This is a genomic window from Caulobacter sp. LARHSG274, from assembly GCF_052871235.1.
Window position 1 is genome coordinate 660,044 of sequence record NZ_JBIXJO010000002.1, and the last position, 18,885, is coordinate 678,928.

Genomic DNA, 18,885 nt, shown 5'->3' on the forward strand with positions numbered 1-18,885 from the left:
GACTGTATTGGAAAAAGGAAGGGCGCTTCGAGATGAAGCGCCCTTCCCCGTTCAGATCGTTAGAAGCGCGCCCGTACGGTGACCTCGTAACGCTGGTCACTGACGTTATAGTCATAGGGCTCGTACACGCCAGGCACAGGTTCCTGAACAGTTTTCGACTTCGTGTTGAGGAGGTTGTTGGCGTTGAACGAGACGGAAACCTTTTCGCTCAGCTTGTAGTCGAAGCCCAAATCCAGGTAACCGGCCGCCGACATGTAGGCCGGAACCATGTTGTACACGGGATAGGAATGTTCGTCGTCAAAGTTGGTCGGGCTGGTGTTGAGGATGTAGGGATTGCCGCCGCTGGTCGCATAGGACAGCGGATTGACGTTGGTCGACAGCAAGGCCTTGCTGCGCCAGTTGTAGGCCAGACGGAAATTGACCCTGTCGCGGCTGTACAGCAGCTGGACGTTGTAGGCCCACTTCGACAATCCAGCGTAGGGGAGCTTGGAGTAGGTCTGCGGAATCGTGCCGTCCGGATTGAGGCCCGGCTTGTAGCCACCGGCCGGGGGGCGGGTCAACATGTTGTTGGCCTGCTGGGCAGGGTTGCGGCTGTCGATGTAGGTCAGGTTGCCTTCGAGGCCGAACCCGCGAAGCAATCCCGGCAGTTGGTCGAAGAACTTGCGGCCACCGATCTCAAAGCCCTTGATAGTGGCCTTCTCCGTCGACGTCCTGTTCTGCAGATAGAGCCACGGAAGATCGTGGCTTGACGGCGTCCCCAGGTCCGGGGCCTCCGACCCCGGGGCGGGGGGAGGAGGGGGAGGGGCGTTACCATCGGTGTAGGCCTTCCCCGGAACGGGAAGATTGCTGGCGATGAACGAATAGAACTGCGGATGATCCTTGATCTGCTTGGCGAACAGGCTGGCGTAGAGGAAGCTGGACGACGACGGATAGAATTCGAACGCCAGATCTTCGCTGGTGATCATGGTTGGCTTCAGTTTTCCGCCCGCGTCGCGGGCGGCAAAACCCGTGAGAATCAGGGGCGCCTGGTCTCCATAGATAGGGTTTTTAAGCGTCGTGACGTCGGTGACACCGCCCGCGCGAATGTCATTGAGATTTGGCGGAGCAGACGACTTCGACGCCGCACCGCGAATGATGAACTTGTCGGATACGTCGAACTTGATGTTGAACGCAGGCAGAACGCGCGTGTAATCATAGCTGCGGTTCTGCATGGCATAGGTTTTATCAAACCAATAGGTCGTCGGGTACACCGGCGACGCATTCGGATCAGCCCGCTTCGCCTGCTGCGCATTGAAGTATGCCGTGCTGTCCGCCTCGCTCAGAACAAGCCTATCAGCGTCCGGCGTTTGCAGCAAACCGCTCGCCCGCAGAGAATCGTGGAATACACGAACACCGATATTGCCCGAGAACGCCGGAATGAACCCGACACCATCATGCGCGAACTTGGCCTGAACATAGGCGGCCTGGTTGACGATGCGGCTATCGGTCTTGTTCAGACCCTGATCGAGTTCTTTCGTCCAATACTGATCAGCGGTCCCGTTGGGGACCGAACCGCTATAGGTCTTGAGCAAATGGTACCAGTCATAGCTCTGCGTGAGCGAATCGCTGGCGACGAAAAGCTGTGACGGAACAGCCACTTTGCCGCCGAAGAAATTCGGGAAGGTGGCGACTTGATAATCCGACGGCAGGACATTCGGGTTAGTGAGATATTGAATATTCCCCGGCCCAAACGTCGGATCCCCGGGATGGCTTCCGAAATTGCTATTCATCCATGACTGACCAAGCGGGGCGAAATAGGTTCCCGCGAAGTTGTCGTTTTCGCTGCGGTTGGCGGTACGTGCGCCAAACGTGATGCTGCGCAGGAATCCATCGTCGCTGACCCGGTATTCAAGGTCGATATGGACGGCCACCATCGCCCCTACATTCTTGGGTTTGTGATAACCCATGAAGGCTAGGTTCGCCGTACTCTTATCGAGCACGCCGGCCGTGGATAGGCCAGACACTGTCGGCAGCGAGCCCGTCAGATCGACGTCCAGCGAATTGACCAACGGGCTGGCCTGGGTGATGCCAACATACATGCTCTGCCCGGTCATGCGGGAAGAAACATATTGGGCGCCGCCACGCACCGCCACCCGGTCCCCAGGGGTCCAGACGAAGCTTTGCGAAACGTCCAGCGTGGAGCTCTTGCTGTGCGACGCGGTCGCGCCGCCGACGGGGTTCAGCGTGGCGGCGGGGCCGCACTGCGCCAGAACGGGGCCCGACCAGTCCCACTGGATCGACGACGCGGGGGTGCCATAGGTGGCGCCGCAATCGATCATATACTGGGCGGGGAACCAGGAATTCGCCGCCTTAAAACTGTCGCTCGCGGTCGTGTTTCCCCAATCCACCGATTTGCCGGTGGAACCGACCGTCAGGGTTCCCTTCCTGAAGGCGCCATTGGTGTCATACTCGACCGGACTGCCGACCTTGGGCATGACCGCGGTCGACGCGGATGGGTTCATCCCCAAGGAACCGCTGTTCCCGTGGCTATCGTCGACATATTGCGAGTAGAACACGGTGTTGGTCAGCGTCAGGTTCGAATTCGGCTTCCACTGAAGGGCCTGATAGGCGCCGTACCGGTCGCGTCTGCTCTGGTTGATGTTCCAGTTGAACGAGCTGGGAACGAAGGCAAGATCATCGTCGCGCGTGGCGGTCGGCGCATACTGGGCGTACATGGCGCCCACCTGCAGGTCGCTGCTTTGCTGGTTCAGGCGGCTGTAGGCCAGATCCCACAACACGCCGAATTCGCCGATGTTGGTGTCGAAACGCTTCGAGAACATGGCGGAAGCCCGGGGCGAAGCCTTTTTCGCCTGGGTGCCGTAGCTGCCGCCCGCGGTGAGGTTGACCTGGGTGTCCTTGAAATCGAAGGGCAGATGGGTGCGAAGATTGACCGCGGACGCGCCCCCTTCGATGAGGTCGGCGCGGGTGCCCTTGTAGACATCGACCCCAGCCATCAGCTCGGGCGTGACTTCGTTCCAGCTGATGGCGCTTGCGCCGTTGGCGCTGAACACCTGCTGACCGTTGAGCATGCTCGAATTGAAGGGAAGGCCGCGCACGGTAATGCCCGAACCTTCGATCTGGAATGCGGTGCTTCCGCCGTTGGTCCCGCCAAAACGCGAGATCGACACGCCCGACACGCGCTGAAGAACTTCGGTGATCGAATTGTCGGGCAGCTTGCCGGCCTCGTCGGCGACGACCGAGTCGACGAGCGTGTCGGAGTTCTTCTTGATCTCGATGGCGCTCTGCAGCGCCTTGCGGCGTGCGGTGACGACCACTTCCTTCACGGTGTCGATGGTCTCGTCGGCCGCCGCGGCCGGCGCGCCCTGCGCCGCTGCGGCGTCGGGCGCCGGCGAGGCGGCTTCCTTCGCGATGGCCGGCCCGGTCAGCGCGCAGAGCACGCCCAGCGAAGCGCCGGCGACCAGCAGATGACGCGCACGGATTGAACTTCTCACGTTTGTTCCCCCTTCCCCCAGGTTCGCTCCCCGGGGTCCTTACTGATGCGCCGGTCAGTCGGCGTCACTTTCACATATGCTACCGGCTTTCATTTTTATAAGTCAATGAGATTTCATGAACGTCGGCGCCGAAATCCGATGCGGCGGCGGCTTGAGGATCGCGAAAAAGGGCGCCGCCAGGCGCGGGCGGGCGGCCGAAGGCGAGCCGCAGCCGGGCCGGCGTCACCGGCGGTTCGAGGCGTCCAGGCGCATCGGCACGAAAAGGCGTCAGCCCGTGGTCAACGGGTCATGGCTCGGGGCGAGAGCGGGTTTGGCGGCGTGGTTCGGTGCGGGCCGTCATGGCGGGGATCAAGGGCGGCGGGATCTGCACAAAGCCCTGCACGGCCTGATTTTACGGATGTTGGGCGACCGTCATGGACCGTCGCCGGCGCGCGGGAAGCTAGCCTTCGGCCGGCAGTTTCCGACGCTTGCCCTTGGTCGTCTCCGCCTTGACGCCGATGTCGGCCAACAAGGGCAGGGCGTCTTCGTCGCGTTCAAACCAGCCCAGTTCCGAGGAGATCCGTTTGCTGGTCAGGGCCAGCTCGGCGCGGGCGCGGTCGGCGTCGAAGACTTCCGAGCCGTCGATGCGAACCGTGAAGGGGATGGTCAGGGCTGCGACGATATGACCACCAAGCCCGAATATGGGATAGCTGATGTCGGTCACGCCCTGCGTGCGGGCGCTTGGCCGCATTTCAAAGCCGCGGCTGCGGACGAGCTTGAGGCGGCTGAGCAAGGCCGCGCGATCCTTGGGGAGCAGGGTGGTGTCGCTGTCGAGAACGTCGCCGACCCACGCGTCGTCGCCAAAGGCCAGCAGCACCTGTCCCGAGCAACTCCTCACCAGATCCAGGTCGGCGCCCAGTCTCACGACGAACACCGTCGGGCCGGGATTTTCCTGCCGGAGTATGACCAGGCCGCGTCGGCCGTTCGGCATCACCAGGTGGCAGGACTGATCAATCTTGTTGGCGATCTCGCGCATGTGCGAACCGGCGACGACGGTCAGTTCTTCAGCCGGCGTGGCGCGAAATACCAGTTCGAGGATTTTCGGGTTGACCGTGTACTGATCGGTCTCGGGGTTTTTGTTCAACCATTGCCGACGCTCCATGACGACGATGATCCGGAAAATCTCGCCGATCGAGAGTTTCAGGCCGGCGGCGATCTCACTCGCCTTCAGGCCGCGCGGCGCCCGAGCCAGCAACTCGATGACGTTGAATCCTCTTTCGAGCGCCGGCGCGGAATAGGTCCGTGCCGCCGTGCGTGGCCCTTGGTCGTGTGTCGAGGAGGCGTCCATTCCAAGATGAGTAGTCGATGGGTTTTATATTAGCAAGTTGCTCGCACACAAAGCCGCTCGGCCGGCGTCGATTGCCTATCGGGGCGAAGCCAGGAGCGCACTTCCCGTGGCGCAATGTCAACGGCTAGGGGCCGCAGAAGGTGCAGGGGCGGGGCTCCGTCCATGTCTTAGCGTCCCCGGAGCCTATCGTCGGCGTCGCGTCTGATCAACCCGCATCGCGCGGCGTTGTCGCCTTCTCCGATCCAGGTCGTTCCCGAAGAACCGGCCATTTCGTCCTGTTTAGGTTCCACCCGTGATGCTCTATTTATCAGACAAGAACGCCTTGGCTGGACCTATCGGCCTAGGACGCAATTTCTCCCGATAGACAATGGGAATTTGGCAGCTGATGGTCCGCGATTTCTGCGCCACGTCCCTCATTGCCGCCGCACCAGCCGCCCTCAGCGCCGGTTAACCCGGACAATATCTATTGATAGCGCCGCCCATTGACGATAGCTCTGGCGCCGACAAGCGCGCGCGAAGAAGGGGAGGCGTAATGTCGCTGTCGCGTCAGGCGTCCGGATCGGGCGTTTGACCCTTTTGCGGCCCGGCCATCGAGCCTGGCTGACGATGGCCGCGCCATCGAGGACCCGCCAAGCCTTGCGCGTTCGCGGCGTTGCGGCGCAAGCAAACACTCGCCCCAGACCGACACAGAACCTTCGGCGCAACCGGCAACGACCTTGGGAGGATGCATGACTGAGCAGACGCAGACCCTGGCGGCGCCGCGGTCGGAAGCGGCGTCGACCGGCGCGATCGCGTCGGCCAAAGGCCACTATGTCATCCTCGACGGCCTGCGCGGGGTCGCGTCCCTGATGGTGGTCGTCTTCCACCTTTTCGAGGTCTATGCGGGCGGCGATCCGCAGAAGCAGATCGTCAACCACGGCTATCTCGCGGTCGACTTCTTCTTCCTGCTGTCGGGCTTCGTGATCGCCTACGCCTATGACGAGCGCTGGGCTGGCGGCATGAGTGCGTGGGGGTTCTACAAGCGCCGGCTGGTGCGGCTGCAGCCGATGATCATCATGGGCAGCCTGATCGGCGCGGCCCTGGTCGGCTTCCAGCACTTTTCGGTCTTTCCCAAGCTGGAAGATGTTTCGGCCTGGCAGGTGGCGGCGGTGATGCTGCTCGGCTGCCTGATGATCCCGCTGACGCCGTCGGCGGAAATCCGCGGATGGAGCGAGATCTATCCGCTCAACGGACCGGCCTGGTCGCTGTTCTACGAGTACCTCGCCAATATCCTCTATGCGACGGGGCTGCGGAAGCTGTCGAACCGCGCGCTCGGAGTCCTGGTGGCCCTGGCGGCCCTGGCGCTGGTCCACATGCTGGTGTTCGGCCCCCGAGGCGACGTCATCGGCGGCTGGGCGCTCGACGCCGGCGGCGTCCGCATCGGCCTCACGCGCGTGCTCTTCCCGTTCTTCGCCGGGGTGCTGTTGATGCGGCTGGGCAAGCGGATCAAGATCGGCGGCGCCTTCGCCGTCTGCAGCCTGCTGCTGGTCGTGGCGCTGGCGCTCCCGCGCTTCGGCGGGACCGAGCGGCTGTGGGTCAACGGCCTCTATGAGGCCGCTTGCGTGATCCTGCTGTTTCCGCTGATCGTCCTGATCGGGGCCGGCGAGAAGACCGTGGACGGGCCGTCGGTGCGGATCGCCCGGTTCTTCGGCGACCTGTCCTATCCGCTCTACATCACCCACTACCCGCTGATCTACATCTATACCGGCTGGGTGGTGGACAGGAAAGTCCCTCCGGCGCAGGGCGCGCTGGTCGGGGCGGGGGTGTTCGTGGCTGCCGTCGCCATCGCCTATGCCTGCCTCAAGCTCTACGACGAACCCATGCGGCGCTGGCTGGGCGGCAAGCTCCTGGCCGGTTCTCGTCGGCGATCGCCGACCTGATCCTCCCCGCGACATTCCGCTTCATTTTCGATTTCAGACAGGACAGACGCCATGACGACCACCAACCCCCGGATCCTGGCCTGCGTCGCCGCCGCCGTCCTTGGCGTCCTCGCGCCGCTCGGCGCCGGCCAGGCGCAGGCAGGCGCAGGCAGCGGTTTCCATTGGCGTTCGTCCGGGCCGTTGATCGCGCCCGCCGCCGAAGGCGAGCACGCCTATTCCGGCCTCAAGGATTCCTCGGTCGTCTATTTCAACGGCGCCTATCACGTGTTCATGACTACGGCCGCCTCGGATGGCTGGAACCTGGCCTATACCCGCTTCACCGACTGGTCCGAGGCGCCGAAGGCCAAGCTCGTCAGCCTGAAGCAGTCCGGCATCGGCCCCGGCTATCGCGCCGCGCCGCAGGTCTTCTACTTCGCGCCGCAAAAGCTCTGGTACCTGGTCTATCAGGGCGGCCCGCCCTTCTATTCGACCACCGCCACCATCGAAGACCCGCTGTCCTGGAGCGCGCCGAAGCCGTTCTTTTCGGAGCCGCCGGCCGCCGTCAAGAACGCCGCGGGCGAGGCGTCCTGGCTCGACTTCTGGGTCATCTGCGACGACGCAAGCTGCTACCTCTTCAACACCAACGACAATGGCGACCTGTTCCGGTCGCAGACGCCCATCGGCCGCTTTCCCGAGGGCTTCGCCGACACCAAGATCGCCCTGACCGGCCGTCGCGACGACGTCTTCGAGGCCGGCATGCACTACAAGATCGCGGGGACGAACACCTATCTCACCGCCATCGAGGCGATCGGTCCGCAGGGCCGCTACTTCCGTGCCTGGACCAGCGACAAGCTCGACGGGACGTGGCGTCCGCTCGCCGACAGCGCCTCCAAGTCGTTCGCCGGCGCGGACAACGTCAAGTTCGACGGCCCGGCCTGGTCCGAAGGGGTTTCCCACGGCGAACTCGTGCGCGAAGGCTATGACCAGACGCTGACGCTCGATCCGTGCAAGCCCCTGCGGTTCCTCTACCAGGGTCTGGCGGCGCACCCGGACGGCACGGACTACATCAATCTGCCCTACCGCCTCGCCCTTCTGACCGCGACCGGGCCCAATCCCGTCAGCCAGATGTGTCCGCAAGCCGCCAAATGACGAGAGGCCTGGCGGGCCTCGCCATCGACCTGGAGCCGATCGCGCGATACGAGACCCACGCGGCCGGCTCCAGGCTTTTGTTTTCGCATCGTTCTTGCGGAAGGCTGGCGCCCGCTTTTCCGCACGATGATCTGGCGTCGCCTCAAGTCCCCGGCGTCAGACCAGGCCCTCGATCCGAAGCGCCACGCCGAACGGGTGGAGCGCGCCTTCGGGGATCGTGACGTGGAGGCCGGTCCGGTCCTGGCGATAGGTCAGCGAGGTGCGCTCGCCGGCCAGGGTCACGCGATGGACCGGCCGGGCGGTGTGGGCTCCGCCCTTGGCCAGGGACGCGATCGACACCTGGCCGCCCTCGGGCCGTCCCAGGGTGATGGCGTAGAGCGCCGCGCCCTTGGTGGTGAAGCGGATGTCCCTGGACGTGAACGGCCTTTGCTTGCCCTCGTTGAACATGCCGCCCATCACCTCGGTCGGCCCTTCGCCGAACACCACCCAGGGCCGGGTGCCGTGGATCGCGTCCGAGAACCGTCCCATCCAGCCGCCGATCTCCTCGACGATCCGCCGCTCCTCGGCGTCGATCGTCCCGTCGGGGCGGACCGGAATGCTCAGCAGCAGGTTGCCGTTCTTGGAGACGATGTCGCAAAGGCGGTGGATGACCTCGGCCGCCGGCAGATAGGCCTTCTGCTCGAAGATCCGCCGGTCATAGTGCCAGGAGCCGATGCAGGTGTCGGTCTGCCAGGCGATCGGGCTGATGTCGCTGCGCAGGCCGCGTTCGACGTCGGGCACCACGCCGGGAGCATGACGCCCCTGCTCGGGCTTGATGTTGACCACCGCCTCCAGGCGGCCGCCGTTCCACTGCCGCGAGGCGTTGTAGAAGTGGGCGGTGATGTCGAGGCCGGCCTGCTCCAGCGGCAGGTCGAAATCATCGAAATAGACCAGGTCGGGCTTGTAGCTGTCGATCAGGTCCTTGCAGCGCAGGTACCACTGGCGCGTGAAGGCCGGATTGTTCAGCGGCGCCTTTTCGCTCCAGACGCGATCGTGGGCCTCGTGCCATTTGTCGGCCTCGGCGATGCTCTGAATCCCGTCGGGCATCGGCATGACGGCGCCGCCATAGAGCTCCTGCGGGTCCAGGCCTTCCCACCATTTGCCCTTGCCGTCGACCTTGTAGAGCTTGAAGGCGTCGTAGCGTTCCCCCTTGCGGGGGCCCTCGGGGTCGTAGCCGTAGGCGGGCTGGAACCAGTGCCAGGCGTGGGCCGAATGGTTGGATACCCCGAACCGCAGGCCCCGCTGGCGGGCCGCCTTGGCCCAGATGCCGATGATGTCCTTCTTCGGGCCGATGCGGACGGCGTTCCAGTCGTGGAACTTGGAATCATAGGCGTCGAAATTGTCGTGGTGGTTGGCCATGGCGACGAAATACTTGGCGCCGGCCTTCGCATAGAGGTCGAGCAGGTCGTCGGGGTTCCAGTTCTCCGCCCCCCACTTCGGATAGAGGTCGATGAAACCGGTGTCGGCGGGATGGCCGTAGGTCTTCAGGTGATGGTCGTAGGCGGCCTGTCCCGGCATGTACATGTTGCGCGCATACCAATCGCCAGCTTCCGGCACGCATTGCGCGCCCCAGTGGGCCCAGAGCCCGAACTTGGCGTCGCGGAACCAGTCCGGCGCCTTGTAGCCGGCGTTGAGCGAGTCCCAGGTCGGCTTGAACGGACCTTCGGTGATCCGGTCGAAGCCGGGCGGGGCCAGCTCGGCCGCCTGGACGGGCAGGGCGCTGGCCGCGCCCGCCGCCGCCGCCAAGCCGTGAAAGAGCGTTCGTCTGCTGGGCGTCATCTGTCGTTCCTCGCCTGTTATTTTATATGCGAAGACAGTTTCATATGCGGTGAGTGTCTGCAATGGCCGTGGCGGCGCATTCCTCGATGCGCCGGTCAGATGACGGCTTGGATATCGCGCGAGATCGTCGCGGTGGTGGCCTGAACGTTGGGGACGGTCCCATCGACCGGCTGCGCGCCCCGCTTGCGAAAATAGCGCAGGGCTATGGCCGCCAGGACGATGCTTGCATGCTCGGCATGACGGGGCGCCGATCGCCGCCGCCTGAGCATCGTCTTCCAAAAATGCAACACCGACATCATCTTCACGCCATTTGCACGGGATGCGCTTGGCAAACGTTACGATATAACATAATGGGCCGGCATTCGCTTTTTGTGGAGAGGCCAAATGCGGCTGCGTTCGATGTTGTTGACGGCGTCCAGCGCCGGGATCCTGATGGCCTGGGGCGCGGGCGCTCAGGCCCAGGATCTGGGTCACTCGGTGTCGGAGGTGGTGATCACCGCCTCGCCGCTGGCCGGCGATCCCGACCGCTTCGCCACCATCGTCGAGCAGGTCAGCCGCGACCAGGTGCTGAGCAATGGCGGGGCCAGCCTGGCCGACGCCCTGCGCAACGTGCCGGGCGTCGCCGGCACGGGCTTCGCGGCCGGCGCCAGCCGTCCGGTCATCCGCGGCATGGACGCCCAGCGCGTCAAGCTGGCCGAGAACGGCCTTTCCAGCTCCGACGTCTCGGACGTCGGCCCCGACCATGGCGTGCCGATCGATCCCCTGGCGGCCGAGCAGATCGAGGTCGTGCGCGGCGCGGCCACCCTGCGCTACGGCAGCCAGGCGATCGGCGGCGTCGTCAACGTCATCAACAACCGCATTCCGCTCAAGCCGATCGACGGGATTCAGGGCGAGGCCACGACGGCCTATTCCACGGGCGCGGCGACGGGCGAGGGCACGGTCAGCCTCGACGCCGGGCAGGGGCCGTTCGCGGTCCACCTGGACGGCTTCGGTCGGCGGGCGAGCAGCTACGACACGCCCGACGGCGAGCAGAGCAACTCGTTCTTCCGCGGCAACGGCTATTCGGGCGGCGCGTCCTACTTCTTCGGCGACGACAGCCGGGTCGGAGCCAGCGGCACGCACTACGAAGCCCGCTACGGCATTCCGTCCGACGACACCTTCATCCGCATGAAGCAGGACAAGGGCGCGTTCGGCGGATCGTTCAAGTTCGGCCAGGGCCTGCTGCAGCGCGTGAACGTCGACGCCGGCTACGCCGACTACACCCACAGCGAAATCGATCCCGAGACTAATGAGGTCCTGTCCACCTTCAACAACAAGGAGTGGGACGGGCGGATGGAGGCCCTGTTCGGCGCCACGGGCCCGCTTTCGGCCTCGGCGGTCGGCGTGCAGTTCCAGGACCGCAAGTTCAGCGCACTGGGCGAGGGGGCCAACTATCTGCTGCCTACCCACACCCGGAGCGGCGCGGCCTTCGCCTTCGTCGAGGCGCCGGTCGGGGCCTTGCAGTTCCAGGGCGCGGCGCGGGTCGAGCACATCAAGATCGACGGCACGCCGGCCTCGGGGATCGCGACCAGCCGCGACTATACGCCGTTCAGCGTGTCGGCCGGCTTCACCTATGACGCTTCCGACGCCCTGCGCCTGGGCCTGACGGCCGCCTCGGCGGCGCGGGCCCCGGCCCAGACCGAACTCTTCGCCCGCGGGCCGCACGATGGCCCCGCGACCTTCGAGACCGGCGATCCGGAGCTGAAGATCGAACGGGCCACCTCGCTGGAGGCGACGGCGCGCTACAAGCTGGGCTCGGAAGGCCGCATCGAGGCCTCGGCCTGGGCGGCGCACTTCAACAACTATATCTATGGCGCCCTGACCGGACGCCTGTGCGACGACGACGGCGTCTGCGCGGCCGGCGGCGACGGTGAGCTGAAGGAGCTCAACTACGGCCAGCGCGACGCCAACTTCTGGGGCCTGGAGGGCAAGGCCTTCTTCCCGCTGACCACGGTGGCGGGCGGCAAGCTGTCGGGCCAGGTGCTGGGCGACTATGTCCGCGCCAAGTTCACCGGCGGCGGCGGCGACGTGCCGCGGATCCAGCCTGGGCGCTTCGGCGGCGGTCTCGATTGGGACAACGGGGCCATCGACGCCAGTTTCCTGGTGCTGGCCGTGTCGTCGCAGGACCATGTCGGCGTGGCCGACCTGGCGACCGACGGCTACACCTCGGTCGACGCCCAGGTCCGCTGGAAGCCGTTCAAGGCCAAGCCGGGGATCGGGCTGACGCTGGTCGGCCACAACCTCGCCGACGAGACGATCCGCAACGCCACCGCGCTGAACAAGGACTCCGTGCTGATGCCCGGCCGCGACGTGCGTTTGGTGCTGAGCGCCAAATTCTGACGGTGGCCTGAGCCGTTCGTCCACGACGTGGGCGCGTTGAGATCGTCGCGCCAGGATGCGGGGTCGGCTGACCTCGATCAAGGTCGGACGGTCTCGCGCGCGCGTTCAGCCGTTGCGCTGCGGGCATGGCCGATGCTCCTGGCGCTGGTGGAATGTAGCGGGCACGCGCCGCCTCCGATCTTCGACTGGCGCACGAAGATCGCAGGATCTCCCTCCGGCGGCGTGCTTCAGCGATGCTCTAAGCCCTCGCAAGCGCTCGCTTCAGCACCTCGAAGACGCGCGGATCCTGCATCTGCCCGACATTGAACCGCATGAAGTCCGAGGCCTGTTGGGCGACGCTGAAGACGTTCCCCGGGGCGAGGATCACCGCTTCGGCGAGGGCGGAGCGGGCGATGACCGACGCATCCTTGCCGTCCGGCAGCCGGCCCCAGAGGTAGAAACCACCGCGTGGGGCGACCCAGGCCCGCACCCCGAGGTCCGCCAATCTGGCCGTCGCGTCGCGCCGGGCGGTCGAAAGCCGCCGCCTCAGCGCCTCGACGTGCCGCCGATAGCCGCTGTCCATCAGGCTGTCGAAAACAAGCTGAGCCGCCATCGGACTGGCGCCGCCGAAATTCGTCGCGACCTGCAGGTCGACCATCGCTTCGATCCAGTCCGGCCGCGCCGCGATGTAGCCGCAGCGGACGGACGCCGAGAGCGTCTTGGAGAAACTGCCGATGCGGATCACGTTGACCAGGCCGTCGAACGCCGCCAAGCGCGGCGAGGGTTCCGGTTCGAACTCGGCGAAGATGTCATCCTCGACGATGATCAGGCTCTGAGCAGAGGCGATCGTCAGCAGCCTGTGCGCGGTCTGGGCCGACAGGGTCGCGCCGGTCGGATTATGGATCGCCGAATTGGTGATGTAGAGGCGCGGCCGTTCCTCGGCGAGGACCTGCGCAAAGCGCGCCGTGTCCGGGCCCATGGGCGTGTAGGGCGCGCTGACGATCCGAACACCATGGGCGCGCAGCAGGGCCTGGAAATTGAAGTAGCAAGGGTCGTCGACCAGAACCGTGTCGCCTGGGCGCAGCAGGAACCGGCAGATCAGGTCGATCGCCTGGGTGCCGGACGCGGTCAGCAACAGCTGCTCGGGGCCAATATCCAGGCCGTCGCTCCCGCAGCGCCGGGCCAGGAGTTGCCGCAGATCCAGCGACCCGCGCGAATGGCCATAGTCGGCGAGCACGGCGTCGTCGCCGCGGGCCAGGCCGCGCAGGGCGCGCCGGATGATCGCATGGGGCATCCAGTCGGGGGGAAGCCAGCCGCAGCCGGGTTTCAGCGCCTCAGGCGCCGCATCGAGCGCCTGCCGCGAAACCCAGAGCGGGTCGATCGCCCGATCCGTTTGCGGCTGCAGAGCGTTGACGATCGGCGTCGCCACGCCCGCCGAAACATAGAAGCCCGACCCTGGCCGCGAGAGCACGACGCCCTCCGCCACCAGCCGGTCATAGGCCTCGACCACGGTCGAGGGCGAAGCCTTCAGGGCCGCCGCCAGGCCGCGGATGGAGGGTAGCCTGTCGCCCTGCGACAAGGCCCGATTGGCGATCCTGCCCCGGATCGCCTCCATCACGTCGCCGGTCCGGCTGCTCATCGGGGTCCTGCCTCAACTGTATGGTCTTCAATAGCATACAGTTCGATCGGAATCGTACCGATTGTTCCTGGGCTGATCGCACCCGCCCCGACTAAGCCCAATGCGTCATTCTCGCGGAGGGGCGAATGGAACGGACATCAAAGGGGTGGGGCAGCGGCCTGCTCGGGGTGCTCATCTTCAGCGGCTCGCTGCCCGCCACCCGCGTGGCGGTTAGCGGCTTCGACCCTGTCTTCCTCACCGCCGCCCGGGCCGTGATCGCGGCTGTGCTGGGCGGCTTGCTGCTGCTGGCGCTGAGGCAGAAGCGCCCGGCCCGGTCCGACGTTCGCGCTCTGGTCGTCGTGGCGCTGGGCGTCGTGGTCGGCTTTCCGCTGCTGACGGCCCTGGCGCTTCAGCACGTCACCACCGCCCATTCCATCGTCTTCATCGGCCTCCTGCCCCTGGCGACGGCGATCTTCGGCGTCCTGCGCGGCGGCGAGCGGCCCAGGCCGGCGTTCTGGATCTTCTCGGTCATCGGAAGCCTGTCGGTCGCGGGCTTCGCCGTCTCGCGGGGCGGTTCGGGCTCGTTGGCCGGCGACCTCCTGATGGTGGCGGCCGTCGTCGCCTGCGGCCTGGGCTATGCGGAGGGGGCGGTCCTGTCCCGCAGACTGGGCGGCTGGCAGGTGATCTGCTGGGCCCTGGCGCTCGCCCTTCCCGTCATGACGGTCATCGCCCTGCTCACCCTGCCCGGAACCTGGAGCCGGATCGGCGCGCCGGCCTGGCTCGGCCTGGCCTATGTCTCGGTCTTCAGCATGCTGGTCGGCTTCGTGTTCTGGTATCGCGGCCTGGCCTTGGGCGGCATCGCCAAGGTCGGACAGCTGCAACTGCTCCAGCCGTTCTTCGGCCTGGCGCTGGCGGGGCTGCTGCTGCACGAACCGATCGCCCTGACTATGGTGGTCGTCACCGCGGTGATCGTCCTCTGCGTGGCCGGCGCCAAGCGGTTCGCCTGAAGGCGGCGTTGATGCGGACTCAACAGGCAGGCCATCAAAGAAGGGCGGGCAGGGACTGCCAGACGATCGCCACCAGGCCAAGGACGGCGCCAAGAGCGGCTATGCGGGCGATGAAGCGTTCGGAAGACGGGCCGCGCGCGATTTGCCGCACGGCCATGACCGCCAGCGCCGCGGCGGCCGCCGCACATGGCAGGCTGAACGCGAGATGGGCGCTGCGCCACAGGCCCCGCTCCGACGGACCGCGGAGGTCGGCGAGGCTGGCCAGCGCATAGACGCCCAGGAAATGGACCGCCCAGACGATCAGTCCGCCCAGCATGAACGCCCACCGTCTCATCTCATGCGCCCGGAAACAGGCGCGGCAGCAGGGCGGTGACGAGGCCCTGGAACGCGCAATAGCCCAGGAACAGCCCCACCAGTTGCACGGTAGCCCGGCGCTCGGCGGTCACGTAGCCGAACAGCCAGCGCAGCCCGACATAGAGCGCCATCATGGCGGCGACGGCGGCGAAGACGCCGTGCCAGGACAGCAGGGCGTAGACGATCGCGCCCTGGGCGCTGAGCCGGGGCGTCAGCCCGGTCTGCCGCCAGGTCGCCAGGTCGATCGTCCAGGCCGCGGCCAGGGCGACGAAGGCCAGGAGGATCAGGGCGACGGCCAGGCGGGGCGCGCCGCCGCCGCCCTTGGCGAGCAGGCGGTTGGCCAGCCAGGCCAGGGCGCCGCCGGCCAGGTTCAGTCCGACGATCGCCGCCAGCCAGGCCGGAGACGGCGGCGGAATCCACGGATGGGGCGCACGGCTCCACAGCAGGACATAGGAGAACACCGCCATGGCCAGGACCATGCCTGCGACGATCAGGGTGACGACCATGGCCCACCAGCCATGGCTGGCCGGTCCGGTGAGGTAAGTGGGCAGGCGGATGCCGGCGCCGACATCGACGGATCGCGCTCGGGCCGGATGGTCCAGGAACCAGCACCAGCGCAGGATGCAGAAGACGGCCAGGACGCCGCTGGTCACCGAGGCGGCGTAGGCCTGCACGGTCAGCAACAGGAAGAAGCCGGCCGTGAACACCGCCGCCCAGACGTGCCAGCCGGACGGCCGGGGCATGGGCAGAAGCTGCTGCGGCTCGGCGTTGAGCGGGCTGGTCAGCAGGGTCTCGCGGTCGCCGGTCGGCGCGCCGGGCAGGAAATAGCGTCCCGCCTCGACGTCGCGGGCCAGGCCGGGCTGGTCCCACAGGGGGTAGAGGGAGGCGACGATCGGAATGCTGCGGGTGGAATAGAGGCCGGTCGGCAGCCACTCCAGTCCGCCGCCGCCGTGGATATTGCCGGCGGCCTGGCCGAAGGGCCGGAAGTTGCGGGCCATGTCGACTGCCCAGACCAGCACCCCGACCGCGAACAGGAAGGCGCCCGCGGTCGAGATCAGGTTCGGCCATTCCAAGTCGCGGCCGGCCGCGTAGGTATAGACCCGGCGGGGCATGCCCATCAGGCCGCTCAGATGCATCGGCAGGAAGGCCAGGTGCATGCCGGCGAACATCAGCCAGAACACCCAGCGTCCCAGCCGCTCGCTCAGCGGCCGGGAACTGGTCATCGGCGTCCAGTAATAGATGGCCGCAAACAGCGGGAAGACCATGCCGCCGATCAGCACGTAGTGCAGGTGGGCGACGATGAAATAGGTGTCGTGGGCCTGCCAGTCGAACGGGACCATGGCCGCCATCACCCCGGTCAGCCCGCCCATCACGAAGATCAGCAGCGCGCCGAGCACGAAGAGGCCCGGCGTGTTGAACCGCATCTTGCCGGAGGCCGCCGTGGCGATCCAGGCGAACACTTGCACGCCGGCCGGAAGGCTGACCGCCATCGAGGCCGAGGCGAAGAAGCCGACCGACACTCCCGGCAGGCCGGTGGTGAACATGTGATGGGCCCAGACCCCGAAGCTGATAAAGCCGGTGGCCAGGAACGCCAGCACCACCAGCCAGTGGCCGACCAGGGGCGTGCGCGCCACGGCCGGCGCGATGGTCGACATCGCGCCGGCCGCCGGCAGGAAGATGATGTAGACCTCCGGATGGCCGAAGAACCAGAACAGGTGCTGCCACAGCAGCGGATCGCCGCCGCGCATGGCGTCGAAGAACGGCCAGCCCAGGGCCCGCTCCAACTCCAGCAGGGTGGTGGCCAGGATCACCGACGGAAAGGCGATGACGATCATCACAGCGAAGACCAGCATCGCCCAGGCGAAGATCGGCAGCTTGTCCAGCGTCATGCCCGGCGCGCGGGTCTTCAGCACCCCGACGATGATCTCGATGGCGCCGGCGATGGCCGAGATCTCGATGAAGCCGATCCCCAGCAGCCAGAAGTCGGCGTTGATCCCCGGCGAATAGGTCGCCGAGGTCAGGGGCGGATACATGAACCAGCCGCCGTCCGGGGCCAGGCCGACGAACAGCGAGCAGAAAAAAGCCAGGCCGCCGATCAGATAGGCCCAGAAGGCATAGGCCGAGAGCCTGGGAAAGGGCAGGTCGCGCGCGCCCAGCATCTGCGGCAGCAGCAGCACGCCCAGGGCCTCGACCGCCGGCACGGCGAACAGGAACATCATCACCGTGCCATGCATCGTGAAGACCTGGTTATAGGTCTCCTGCGACAGCACGCCGTTCATTGGCAGGGCCAACTGGGCCCGCATCAGCAGCGCCAGCACCCCGGCCAGCACGAAGAACAGCATCGCCGCGCCGACATAGTAGACGCCGACATAGTTGTTGTTGATCACCGTGATCCACTGCCAGCCCCGGGGCGCGCACCAGATCGCCTCGAGCTTGGCCAGCTCGTCCTTCGGCCGGTCGCCCCGGGTCGGAAAGCGCTTGTAGAGCGCGGGGTCGAACCCCGTCTCGGACCCGGCGGGGCCGCTCATTTCAGGCTGTCCAGATAGGCGGCCAGATCGCGCAGTTCCCGGCCGCTCAGCACCGGATAGGCCGGCATGCGGTTGCCGGGCTTGATGGCCTGGCTGTCGGCGATCCAGCCGGCCAGGGTTCCGGGGTTGTTGGGCAGGACGCCCGCGCCCAGGGTGCGGCGCGCGCCGACATGGGTGAGGTCCGGTCCGGCCAGGCCGTTGGCCTCGGTTCCGCGGACGGTGTGGCAGGCGCCGCAGCCGGCGGTGCGGAACAGGTCGCGCCCGGCGGCGACGGCGGGCGGCGGGACCGCCGGCCGGAGCGCGCCCGCCCGCCAGGCCTCGAACCGGGCCGGATCGTGGGCGACCACCACCAGGGCCATCAGGGCGTGGGGACCGCCGCAGAACTCCGCGCACTGGCCGCCATATTCGCCCGGTCGGTCGGCCTGCAGCCGCAGGATGTTCCGCCGGCCCGGGATCATGTCCAGCTTGCCGCCCAGGCGCGGGATCCAGAGCGCGTGGATCACGTCGGTCGACTCCAGCTCCAGGGCGACGGGGCGGCCGGTGGGGATGTGGATCTCGTTGGCGTCCTGCAGGATCTCGCGGCCGGCGGGGTCGAGATAGGCCACCCGCCACCACCACATCTCGCCGGTGACGCGGACCCGCATCTCGCCCGGTCGGGGCGCGTCGCTGAGCCGCGCGGTCAGGGCCAGGCCGTAGACCAGCAGGGCCGAGAGCACGACCACCGGAAAGCCCAGGCCGGCGATCCAGACCAGCCGCTCGCCGCCCAGCGCCTTGCGCCAGGCGCGGGGGCCGAACAGCGCCACGCCCAGGGCGGCGACGACCACCGCAAGCACCGCCACGACCACGCCGATCAGCACCCAGGTCAGCAGGTGCAGCGGCGCCGCGAACGGCCCGGCAGGGTCCAGCACCGGCGGCGGCCAGCCCCTCAGGCTGTCGGAGGCGACGCGATCAGCGGCCATCGAGCGTATAGAGATAGGCGGCGACGTCGCGGGCCTGGGCTTCGCTCAGGCCGGTGGCCGGCATCGCCGCGCCGGGCGACAGGGCCGGCGGGTCGCGCAGCCAGGCGACCAGGGTCCGGGGCTGGTTGGGCAGGCGGCCGGCGATCAGCGGGCGATCGGCGAAACCGGCCAGCGGGCCGCCGACCTCGCCGCGCGGCCAGGCCACGCCGGGCACGGCGTGGCAGGCGGCGCAGCCGTTCGCCCGGACCAGCGCCAGGCCGCGCCCGGCGTCTGCGCCGGCCAGGACGCGGGGCTGATCGGCCTTTTCGGCGCAGCCGGCCAGCAGCGCCAGGGCCAGCAAGGGAACCATCGTCGCCAGGCGTGTCGTCCACCGCACGT

General features: G+C 66.9%; 13 protein-coding genes. 4 read left to right on the forward strand and 9 right to left on the reverse strand.

Features of this window, described 5'->3' with window-relative positions:
• Positions 1 to 59: 59 nt before the first annotated feature.
• Positions 60 to 3,491, reverse strand: a complete 3,432-nt coding sequence (locus ACIPQB_RS07460) for a TonB-dependent receptor (protein WP_446484568.1) — start codon at positions 3,489 to 3,491, stop codon at positions 60 to 62.
• A gap of 439 nt (positions 3,492 to 3,930) precedes the next feature.
• Entirely contained in the window at positions 3,931 to 4,818 is an 888-nt protein-coding gene (locus tag ACIPQB_RS07465) for an IclR family transcriptional regulator (protein ID WP_446484569.1), read from the reverse strand.
• Between the two features lie 728 nt (positions 4,819 to 5,546).
• On the opposite strand from ACIPQB_RS07465, the gene ACIPQB_RS07470 reads away from it, so the two are divergent.
• Entirely contained in the window at positions 5,547 to 6,737 is a 1,191-nt protein-coding gene (locus ACIPQB_RS07470; protein WP_446484570.1) for an acyltransferase family protein, read from the forward strand.
• Between the two features lie 51 nt (positions 6,738 to 6,788).
• Entirely contained in the window at positions 6,789 to 7,865 is a 1,077-nt protein-coding gene (locus ACIPQB_RS07475) for a non-reducing end alpha-L-arabinofuranosidase family hydrolase (RefSeq protein ID WP_446484571.1), read from the forward strand.
• A gap of 156 nt (positions 7,866 to 8,021) precedes the next feature.
• On the opposite strand, the gene ACIPQB_RS07480 is transcribed toward ACIPQB_RS07475, so the two are convergent.
• Together ACIPQB_RS07480 and ACIPQB_RS07485 are read right to left on the reverse strand one after the other, a co-directional pair.
• Complete coding sequence (locus ACIPQB_RS07480; RefSeq protein WP_446484572.1) at positions 8,022 to 9,683, reverse strand: alpha-L-fucosidase; 1,662 nt, start codon at positions 9,681 to 9,683, stop codon at positions 8,022 to 8,024.
• A gap of 95 nt (positions 9,684 to 9,778) precedes the next feature.
• Positions 9,779 to 9,988 (reverse strand): hypothetical protein, encoded by a 210-nt coding sequence (locus ACIPQB_RS07485; RefSeq protein WP_446484573.1) that lies wholly within the window; start codon positions 9,986 to 9,988, stop codon positions 9,779 to 9,781.
• Positions 9,989 to 10,067: 79 nt separating this feature from the next.
• On the opposite strand from ACIPQB_RS07485, the gene ACIPQB_RS07490 reads away from it, so the two are divergent.
• Positions 10,068 to 12,062 carry a TonB-dependent receptor gene (locus tag ACIPQB_RS07490; RefSeq protein ID WP_446484574.1) on the forward strand — a complete coding sequence of 665 codons (1,995 nt, stop codon included), beginning with the start codon at positions 10,068 to 10,070 and terminating at the stop codon, positions 12,060 to 12,062.
• Between the two features lie 238 nt (positions 12,063 to 12,300).
• Here ACIPQB_RS07490 and ACIPQB_RS07495 read toward each other — a convergent pair whose 3' ends face one another.
• Positions 12,301 to 13,680, reverse strand: coding sequence for an aminotransferase-like domain-containing protein (locus ACIPQB_RS07495; protein WP_446484575.1), 1,380 nt, complete (start codon positions 13,678 to 13,680; stop codon positions 12,301 to 12,303).
• A 125-nt stretch (positions 13,681 to 13,805) separates the two neighbouring features.
• On the opposite strand from ACIPQB_RS07495, the gene ACIPQB_RS07500 reads away from it, so the two are divergent.
• Entirely contained in the window at positions 13,806 to 14,666 is an 861-nt protein-coding gene (locus ACIPQB_RS07500; RefSeq protein WP_446484576.1) for a DMT family transporter, read from the forward strand.
• 34 nt (positions 14,667 to 14,700) lie between these two features.
• Here the strand turns inward: ACIPQB_RS07500 and ACIPQB_RS07505 are convergent, their stop codons facing one another.
• From ACIPQB_RS07505 to ACIPQB_RS07520, 4 genes are read right to left on the reverse strand one after another with little or no spacing between them, the layout of a single operon-like run.
• Positions 14,701 to 14,982, reverse strand: a complete 282-nt coding sequence (locus ACIPQB_RS07505) for a hypothetical protein (protein WP_446484577.1) — start codon at positions 14,980 to 14,982, stop codon at positions 14,701 to 14,703.
• Between the two features lie 19 nt (positions 14,983 to 15,001).
• The gene (locus tag ACIPQB_RS07510) at positions 15,002 to 17,548 is read right to left on the reverse strand and encodes a cbb3-type cytochrome c oxidase subunit I (RefSeq protein ID WP_446484578.1); all 2,547 of its coding nucleotides are present in this window, start codon (positions 17,546 to 17,548) and stop codon (positions 15,002 to 15,004) included.
• Positions 17,545 to 18,507: a cytochrome c oxidase subunit II gene (locus ACIPQB_RS07515; RefSeq protein ID WP_446484579.1), complete on the reverse strand. Its 963-nt coding sequence runs from the start codon at positions 18,505 to 18,507 to the stop codon at positions 17,545 to 17,547. Before ACIPQB_RS07515 ends, ACIPQB_RS07510 begins: the two co-directional genes overlap by 4 nt.
• Positions 18,497 to 18,883: a c-type cytochrome gene (locus tag ACIPQB_RS07520; protein WP_446484580.1), complete on the reverse strand. Its 387-nt coding sequence runs from the start codon at positions 18,881 to 18,883 to the stop codon at positions 18,497 to 18,499. The genes ACIPQB_RS07515 and ACIPQB_RS07520 overlap by 11 nt, the downstream gene beginning before the upstream one ends.
• Positions 18,884 to 18,885: the final 2 nt, after the last annotated feature.